This window comes from Flavobacterium sp., from assembly GCF_035456085.1.
Taxonomy (GTDB): Bacteria; Bacteroidota; Bacteroidia; order Flavobacteriales; family Flavobacteriaceae; genus Flavobacterium.
In genome coordinates, this window is the sequence record NZ_DATIDY010000050.1 from 1 (window position 1) to 10,094 (window position 10,094).

Genomic DNA, 10,094 nt, shown 5'->3' on the forward strand with positions numbered 1-10,094 from the left:
TTGCGCAAGAAAGATCTGTTTCAGGAATTGTTTCTGATAATTCAGGCATGCCATTACCAGGTGTGAGTGTATTAATAAAAGGAACAAAAAATGGAACTCAATCAGATTTTGATGGAAAATATTCCATCCAAGCAAAACCAAGCGATGTTTTGGTATTTAGTTATATTGGAATGAAGAGTTCTGAAAAATCTGCAAGCTCTACAACGTTAAACGTTAAATTGGCAAGTGATGCAACACAATTAGAGAGTGTAGTAGTTACTGCGTTAGGTGTTTCAAGAGAAAAGAAGTCTTTAGGCTATGCATCTCAAAAACTAGATGCTGCTGCTATTAACACTTCACCAACAACAAATTTCCTAAACAATCTTGCTGGAAAAGTTGCAGGTCTTGAAATTAGAAGCAATTCAAATTTTGGAGGATCGACAAACATCGTATTAAGAGGAACAAAAAGTATCACAGGAAATAATCAAGCTTTGATTGTCGTTGATGGTGTACCTTTAGCCAATGCGAATTTAAATGATTCAGATACTCAAACAGGGAGAGATGGATTTGATTTCGGTAACTCCGCATCAGATATTGATCCTAATAACGTAGAATCTGTAAACGTTCTTAAAGGTGCCGCTGCTACAGCTTTATATGGTAGTTCTGCTGCCAACGGTGCTATTATGATTACTACCAAAAAAGGAAAGAAAAATTCAGGTATAGGGGTTTCATTTAGTACAACTGCCTCAGTTGGAGTAATTGATAAATCTACTTTCGTTCACTATCAAAAACAATATGGTGGCGGTGGTTATGATGGTCACGACAACTTCACTTATACAGATGTTGACGGCGATGGTGTTGATGACAGAGTTGTACCAACCGGATACGATATTTCTTATGGAAATGCTTTTGATGGTCAACCAGCATACAATTGGAATGCTTTTGCTCCAGGAAATCCTAATTTTGGAAAGGCAACTCCATGGGTTGCAGCAGAAAATGACCCTACCACTTTCTTCGAAAAAGCATTCAACACTGTAAACAGTTTGAACCTTAATGGAGGAGATGACAAAAATGCTTTTAACTTAAGCATAACCAATAATTCTGATAAAGGGGTTTTGCCAAACAGTTCCCTTAAAAGAAACGTACTTAGTGGAAATTTCTCTAGAAATTTAAGTGATAAATTAACTGCAAGAGCTTTCTTTACCTTTACTGACCAAAATACTATAGGAAGAAATAGTTTAGGTTACGGAGATAATTTTGTAGGCGGATTTAGACAATGGTGGCAAACTAACGTTGACATAAAAGAATTAAAACAGGAATATTTTAGAAATCATGATAATATTACCTGGAATATGAGTGACCCATTATCAGGCAATTTAGCTCCCGCCTATTGGAATAATCCATATTGGGACAGATACGAAAACTATGAAAGTGATGGTAGACGTAGAATCACAGCAGGAGCAAACATAAGCTATGATGTTACCGATCATTTCAACTTATTAGGTAGAGCAACTATTGACAACTCTAATGACAGACAAGAGCTTAGAAAAAATATCGGAAGTCATGCAGAAGAATTTGGAGTTAGTCAAATTAGTGAATCTTCAGGATATTCATTATATACAAGAGCTTTTCTTCAACAAACATACGATTTTATAGCTACGTACGATTTTAACTTAGGTTCTGCCGTTAATGGTAAAATATTAGGTGGAGCAACATTTGTAAAATCAAATGTTGATTCGTTTAACGGCTCAACTACTGGCGGTCTTGTTAAACCTGGACTTTATACATTAGCAAATTCTAATACATTTGTTGCCCCTGTAGAAACCGAAATAAATTCTGAAAAATCAGGATTATATGCACAAGCATCGTTTGACTACAACAAAACTGTATACTTAGAAGGTTCATATCGTCGTGATCAATCAACTAGCCTATATGTAGACAACAATACTTATGATTACTATTCTATCGGATCAAGTTTTGTTTTTTCAGAAGTATTGAAAGCTGATTGGTTATCTATGGGAAAACTAAGACTTAATTATGCGCAGGTTGGAAATGACCCAGCTGCTGGTTTACTTGGTGCAAGAATCAATAATGGTTTATTGAATGGAAATCCATTATTTCAAAACAGTGCTACATATGTTGATTTCAGAAATTTAAAACCTGAAACACAAAAAAGCTGGGAGGCTGGTCTGGAAACTTCAATGTTCAGCAACAGGTTAACTCTTGATTTATCTGTTTACAAAACTAATACAGTAGATCAAATTTTCAACGTGCCTCAATCTCCTTCAACTGGATATAGCTTTTCACAGGTAAATGCTGGAGAACTTGAAAACAAAGGTATTGAAGTGGTTTTGGGAGGATATCCAATTAAAACAAAAGACTTCCAATGGCAAGTTATGTTAAACTGGTCAAAAAACCAAAACACAGTTGTTTCATTAAACGAAGGAAGAACAAATCTTCAATTGGCTAGTTGGAATCAAAGTGTGACCCTTAACGCAACTGTTGGAGAACAATATGGCGCCATCAGAGGACAAGGAATAGCACGTGATCCTAATGGCAACAAAATAGTCGATGCAGACGGAAATTACGTTACTGAAGAAAATCAAATAATTGGTAATATTCAAGCAAAATGGATAGGTGGTATATCAAATAGACTTACCTACAAAGATTTTTCTTTTAACTTTTTAGTTGATTTCAAAAAAGGAGGAAGCGTTTTCTCTCTTGATCAGGCATACGGACAAGACACAGGATTAGGAGTTCAAACTGCATACATAAATGATTTAGGCAATCCTGTTAGAAACACTTTAGCTGATGGTGGTGGATATATCAATCCAGGAGTTATGCTAGATTCAAACGGCAATTATGTTAAGAACACAATTCGTGTAGATGCATCTGACTCTAGTGAAGCTAGCGGAGTAGGTTTTGGAGTTTCTGGAAATCCAAATAGCAACTTTGTATATGATGCTTCTTACGTAAAACTTAGAGAAATCGGATTAACTTATACCTTTCCATCAAAATATCTTGCGCAAAGTTTTATTCAAGACATGTCATTCAGTTTAATAGGTAATAATGTTTGGATTATTGACAAAAATTTACCGGATGCAGATCCTGAAGCTGGAACTTCTGCAGGTAACATACAAGGATTTCAGTCTGGAGTTATGCCATCAGTTAAAATGTATTCTTTTAACATAAAAGTAAAATTCTAAAAAAATGAAAAAAATAATATATTCAATAGCAATGTTGTCATTATTAATGACAAGTTGTGTAAGCGATGATGTTTCTTATAATGAGAATAAGGATGCCGCTTATGAAGTTCCCGCAGCTACTTTATTTTCAAATTCTCAAAAAGCGCTAACAGATCAATTGACTAGCCCTAATGTAAATGAAGGTTCCATCTTTAGATATTTTCCTCAGTACTTAGCAGCAACACAGTACACCACGGAATCAAGATACAGAATAAGTAGCAGATCTATACCTGATCGTCACTGGAGAATTTTATATGCTACAGTATTGGGTGGTTTAGAATCTGCAAAAGCAATTATTCCAACTGAAGTTGCTCCTACAGGAGTTTCTGCTGCGCAATTTCAAAGTGAGCAAAAAAATAAACTTGCTATTATAGAAATATTCGAAGTTTACACCTATCAGATAATAGTTGATTCGTTTGGAGATGTACCTTATACAGATGCATTACAGCCAAAAACAGTTGTTTTACCTAAGTATGAGGATGGAGCTACAATCTATACAAAATTAATTACACGATTAGATGCAGCTATAGCAAATTTAGACACAAACAATAAATCTTTTAGTACTGGTGATATTGTTTACAAAGGTAATGTAGCAAAATGGAAACTTTTTGCAAATTCATTAAAGGTAAAACTAGGAGTTAATCTTATTGATGTGAATCCTACACTAGCAAAAAGCACAATTGAAAGTGGTTACAACGGTGGAGTAATAACAACTAATGCAAATAACGCATCATTTAATTATGCTGTTTCTGCTCCAAATTACAATCCTATTTACGAAAATCTAGTTGCAGCTAACAGAAATGATTTTGTTCCAGCAGCTACGATAGTAAATGCGATGAATACATTAAATGACCCTAGGAGAGAAAAGTATTTTACGCCATTAAGCTCTGGACTTTATGCTGGAGGGAAATATGGTTACACAAATAATTATGTGAATTTTTCTCATGTGAATCCTAATCTAACAGCTCCAGATTTCCCTTCATTATTAATGGAAGCAACTGAAGTGAATTTTTATTTAGCGGAAGCTGCTTTAAAAGGTTTTTCAGTTGGAAATACGGCTGAATATTATTACAATCAAGCAATTACTGCCTCTTTTGAAAATTGGGGTATTAAAGATAAAGCAGCAGCTTATTTATTAACCCCAAGTGTTGCTTTTGCAACTGCATCAGGATCTGATAAAGATAAAATTGCTAAACAAGAGTGGATTGCATTTTACAATAGAGGATTTGAAGCATGGACAGCTTATCGTAGATTAGATATCCCTGCCTTGATTGCTCCTGCAAATGCATATCCTGAAGCTGAAGGTGAAGTTCCAAAAAGGATAAATTACCCAGTTAATGAACAAACAGTTAACGGTGCAAATTATGAAGCAGCATCTACTGCTATTGGTGGAGATAAATTAAAAACTCATATTTTCTGGGATGTTAACTAATTAACATTGAAAAAAATAATTTCAAAACCATCAGCGAAAGCTGGTGGTTTTTTTTGCTATAAACTTAAGCTAATCATAATGTTTAGTTGTATCGTTTTAACAAGAAAAAAATATAAAAAAACCTTTTTTAGTTATTTGAAAAATTTTTCTTATTAATTAAAAGGTAAAAATATTTTTTAAAATATCGCTTTATAATTGACTTTTTAAAGAGAATATAATCATTTTATAGTGATTGAAATAATTTTAGCCTTTAACAAAAAATTATTATTTACTTTAAAAAAAAACATTAACATAAAAAAAGGGAATAAATCTTTCAATATATAAAGAAAAAAGAAAAAAAGGTCTCCAATTCATTTTTAAAATATATGGTAATAAAATTTTATAACATAAACATAATGATTAGTTATAATGTTAAATTTTAGACTTGATAAAAAAAAAGAATTATATGTATTAGGTTAATTAACAGATATTTAAGATTTTTACAATACTAATTCAAAAAGTCTAAAAGATGAAACTAAACTTCAATGGATTCCTAGTGCTCTTCATAGCTCTAGTGACGCAACTAACCTTTGCGCAAGAACGATCTGTTTCAGGAACTGTTTCTGACAATGCAGGCATGCCTTTACCGGGTGTGAGTGTGTTAGTTAAAGGAACAAAAAATGGAACTCAAACAGATTTCGATGGGAAATACATTATCAATGCAAAACCAAATGATATATTGGTATTTAGCTATGTTGGTATGAGATCGACTGAAAAATCAGCTAGCTCAACAACAGTTAATGTTAAGTTAACAAGTGATGCAACACAATTGGAAAGTGTTGTAGTAACTGCTTTCGGTATTAAAAGAAAACCTAAAGATTTAGGATATTCTGTTAGCTCCATTAAAGCTGAAGAAATCACCAGTGATGCAGAACCCGATTTAGTACGTTCATTGAATGGAAAAGTGGCAGGTGTGAATGTAGGAGTTTCAACAGGAGTAGCAGGTGCGGCAAATAGAATTACAATTAGAGGTGTTACATCTTTCACTGGTAATAACCAGCCATTAATAATTGTTGATGGTGTAGCTTATGACAATACACAAGTTACAACTTCTAGTCAAGTAACAGGTGGTGGTGGATATGAATCAGCTTTATCAAGTTTAGATCCTAATGACATTGCTTCTGTTGACGTATTAAAAAGTACTTCAGCAGCGGCTCTTTATGGATCAAGAGCTACAAATGGTGTAATCGTTATAACCACCAAATCTGGATCACCAAGCTCAAAAAAAGCACAAAAACTAAGTGTTAATGTAGGAAGTGCAGCTTATTTCGAAAATATCTCTAGTTTACCCGATTATCAAAATACATACGGGGCTGGTGCCAACTTTAATTATTCAAATTCAAACGGTTCTTGGGGACCTCGTTTTGATCAATTGGCAACAATCCCAACCTGGCCAAGTTTGAAAGCCTCATTTCCAGATCAATTTGGACCGACTGTACCATATGTTGCCTATCCAGATAATGTTAAAGATTTATTTAAAACCGGAACAATTACAGATAACACTGCGGGATTTAACTATACGGGAGAAGATGGTGCTTTTAATGCCACAATATCTAACCTCTCGCAAGATGGATATATTCCTTATAACACCTATGACAGAACAGCATTCTCAGTGGGAGGAAATTTTAAATTAGCCAATAAGCTAACAGTAGGTGCAAATATGAGTTATTCAACGACTAAACAAGTTGGTGGTTTCTTTGGCGAAAATCAATTTGACGGAGCATCTTCTTCATTTGCAAGAACTTTATTTTTAGCGAGAAACTGGGATTTTAATTTACCTTACGAAGATCCTGTTACAGGAGCTTCTGTGACACCTAACGGAACACAATTCGACCATCCACTTTGGTCATGGAAACATGATCAAATCAAAACACATACGGATAGAATTGTTTCCGGGCTTAATCTTAATTATACTTTTAATGAACATATTTCTGCTTCATTTAGAGTCGGTATGAATAAATATACTCTAGATAGAAATCAAATACGTGATATTAATTCCAGAGCTGATGGCGGGGTAGGATCTTTAACAAATGATAAATTTAGTAATGAAGATATTGAATCTACACTGTTAGTAAACTTTGATTACAAATTATCAGATGATTTCGGTTTAAAAGCCATAGTCGGTACCAACATTCTGCAAAATAAAAACTCAACATTGACATTCTATGGAAAAGAGTTTAAAGTACCTAATGTTTTTACTTTTGCAAATACACTAAATATTTCAAATATTGAAGATGAAAGATTTGAAAAGAAAAGTTCCGGTATTTTTACAGATGTAACATTCTCCTATAAAAACTATTTATTTTTAAATGCTACTGCAAGAAATGATTGGAGCTCATCGCTACCAGAAGAAAACAGATCTTATTTCTATCCATCAGTAAGTGCTTCATTTATTTTGACAGATGCACTACAATTGGATAGTAACGTTTTGACATTCGCTAAAATTAGAGGTGGTTGGGCAAAAGTGGGAAGAGATGCTCCAGCTGAATTTACTAGTGCAACATTCGTTTTGGGTGATTCTTATAATTCAGTCCCAACAATTGGAAATCCAACAGATTTGGGAGACCAACATGTAGAACCTGAATTTACTGAAGAAATTGAAATTGGTACTGATTTAGAATTCTTCCAAAGAAGAATTGCATTAGGATTAAGCTTGTATAAAAAAACTTCAACTAATTTAATTACACCAATTGCAGTTCCTAGTTCCAGTGGATATTCTCAATACAATACAAATCTAGGTGCTATGGAAAACAAAGGGGTTGAAATTGAATTAACTCTTGTTCCTATAAAAACTAATGATTTTAGATGGACACTATTTACCACTTATACTAAGAACGATAATACAGTTACTAAGTTAAAAGAAGGTTTGCCTAGATTTTCATTGCTAACAAATACACCAGCTTATGTAGAAGTTGGACAGCCATATGGGGTGTTTTATGGATCAAAATTTGCCAGAGATGACCAAGGAAATTTTTTAATTAATCCAAGTGGCGGGGCTATTATAGCTGATCCTACACCAGGAATTATTGGAGATCCTAATCCAGATTTTAAAATGAGTTTTATAAACACATTTAAATATAAAAATTTCACTCTGGGAGCTCAATTTGACTTTAGAAAAGGTGGAGACATATCTTCATCAACTATTGAGGCTTTATTAGGAAGAGGTGTTACAAAAGATACACAAGACAGAGAAAAAACATATATTATTCCAGGATATTATGGAGATAGTAATGGAAAACCATTATTAGATGCCTCAGGAAACAAAATTCCAAATACAGTACAGCTTAGCATGAATGAATTGTATTTCTCTCCTGCTGGTGGAAACACTTTTGCAATTAATAGTGTTGATGAAGCTGATATATATGATGGAACGGTATTTAGATTAAGAGATGTGACTTTGACTTATGATGTGCCACAAGATCTACTTAAAAAGACTCCTTTTGGACAAATGTCTCTAAGTTTCATAGGAAGCAATCTTTGGTATTTTGCTCCAAACGTTCCTAAATATACTAATTTTGATCCTGATTCAACTAGCTATGGATCCTCTAATGTTCAAGGAGTGGAAGTTTCAGCAGCACCAACAGCAAGACGATTTGGAATTAAACTTAATTTAACATTCTAAAAAGAAAAATATGGAACTTTTTAAAAAAATAAAAAATAATAAAAACATTTTTGTTTTATTATTGACTACAACTTTTTTTATAAGTTGTACTAGCGATTACACCGATGTTGATACTGACACTGATGGAACAACAGTTGCTCCATTAGATCTATTGTTGACAAATACACAAGTAAGTCTAAAAAACATAAATGATTTTAATAACTATACAGGAACTCTCCTTTCTGTTTATACACATCAAACAACAGCAAGAGAAGAGCAAGATCAATACGGTGTTAGAGCAGATAATGCCAACTTGCAAAACGATTGGGATGCTTTATATTTGAATCTGACTGACATAGAAACCTTAATTAAACAAGGGACTGAATCTGGAGATTTAGTGTATGTTGGAATTGCTCAAATGGAAAAAGCTTACTTGCTGTCTGTTGCTGTTGATTTGTGGGGAGATGTACCTTATACTGAAGCTATAAAATTAAAAGATGGTGTAATCAGTCCTAAATTTGATAATCAAAAAGATATTTACACTGCTATTTTCGCTCTGATAAAAACAGCTAAAACAAATATTGCTTCAAATGCGGGTGCAAAAAAACCTGCCAAAGACGATTTGTTTTATGGTGGCGATACAAGCAAATGGATAAAATTTGCCAACTCCTTCCAACTAAAACTATATAATCAAGTTAGACTAACTGATATTTTTGATCAAGCTGGATTTAATGCATTAGTTGCAGAAAATAATTTTTTCACATCATTGGCAGACGATTTTCAATTTGTCCACACAAAAAATCAAACTCCAAACGATGAAAGAAATTCATATTTTCTTGAATCTTATAACAGTACACAATTTTCTACTTATCAAAGTCCCTGGTTTTATGAAATTTTAAAAGGAATGAATCCAACAATTCATACAAATAATCCAGATCCTCGAATTCCTTACTATTTCTTTAACCAATTGACAGCAGGCGAATTCCCTCCTGATCAAGGTGATCAGGCGACAGGAGATCCGAATGCAGATTATTGGGACAAATCAACAGGATTTTTTACTATTCGATTTGGTAGTACTGGACCAGACAGAGATCATAGTGCTGAAAGTTCATATACTTATCCTGGTATTTTCCCTACTGGAGGAAGATTTGATGACGGTGAGGGTTTCAGTTTAAGCACATTAAGCGCAGGTAGTGGTACAGGAGTTGCACCACATAGAATTTTTACTTATGCTGAATTTTTATATGTTCAAGCTGAGTTAATCCTAACAGGAAAATTAAGTGGGGATGTTACAGCAAAACTACGTGAAGCTTTGGAGGCTAGCTTCGCTAAAGTAGATCAAGTAGTTAAAAATAGTGGCTCTACTCAAAGTATACCTGTATTAGTAGGTTCACCAGCTGTTACCACTTTTATCGACAATATAATAACAGAATTTACGGCTGCTAGTGCTGATAAAAAATTAGAGATAATTATGACGCAAAAATGGGTGGCAACATATGGTGATCCTATGGACCAATATACTGATTATAGAAGAACAGGATATCCTGTTTTGGCAAATCCATTGAGTACAACCAAAGAGTATCAATTAAATAATGGAGATGGTTTTCCATTAAATGATTCTCAAACCGTTCAAAATAATCCGTTTCAACAATCTTTTTATTGGCCGCAAAATGAATTAAACTCTAATCAAAATGCGCCAGCTCAAAAAAATCCTGGAACTTATAAAATATTTTGGTCAAAATAACTAAAATCAAAAGAACATGAAAAAAATCAAATATATAGCCATTCTGATTCTGTC

The 10,094-nt window shown here is 33.6% G+C and carries 4 protein-coding genes; all 4 read left to right on the forward strand.

Features of this window, described 5'->3' with window-relative positions:
• Positions 1-3,185 (forward strand): SusC/RagA family TonB-linked outer membrane protein (locus VLC96_RS04275; RefSeq protein ID WP_325260823.1); only part of this gene is annotated, 3,185 nt, incomplete at its 5' end.
• Between the two features lie 4 nt (positions 3,186-3,189).
• Positions 3,190-4,656 (forward strand): SusD/RagB family nutrient-binding outer membrane lipoprotein, encoded by a 1,467-nt coding sequence (locus VLC96_RS04280; protein WP_325260824.1) that lies wholly within the window; start codon positions 3,190-3,192, stop codon positions 4,654-4,656.
• 508 nt (positions 4,657-5,164) lie between these two features.
• Positions 5,165-8,317, forward strand: a complete 3,153-nt coding sequence (locus VLC96_RS04285) for a SusC/RagA family TonB-linked outer membrane protein (RefSeq protein WP_325260825.1) — start codon at positions 5,165-5,167, stop codon at positions 8,315-8,317.
• A 10-nt stretch (positions 8,318-8,327) separates the two neighbouring features.
• Positions 8,328-10,040 carry a SusD/RagB family nutrient-binding outer membrane lipoprotein gene (locus tag VLC96_RS04290; RefSeq protein WP_325260827.1) on the forward strand — a complete coding sequence of 571 codons (1,713 nt, stop codon included), beginning with the start codon at positions 8,328-8,330 and terminating at the stop codon, positions 10,038-10,040.
• Positions 10,041-10,094: the final 54 nt, after the last annotated feature.

Coding starts and splice junctions, on each gene's coding strand:
- VLC96_RS04280 (WP_325260824.1), top strand. CDS start 3,190: ATGAAAAAAATAATATATTCAATAGCAATGTTGTCATTATTAATGACA.
- VLC96_RS04285 (WP_325260825.1), top strand. CDS start 5,165: ATGAAACTAAACTTCAATGGATTCCTAGTGCTCTTCATAGCTCTAGTG.
- VLC96_RS04290 (WP_325260827.1), top strand. CDS start 8,328: ATGGAACTTTTTAAAAAAATAAAAAATAATAAAAACATTTTTGTTTTA.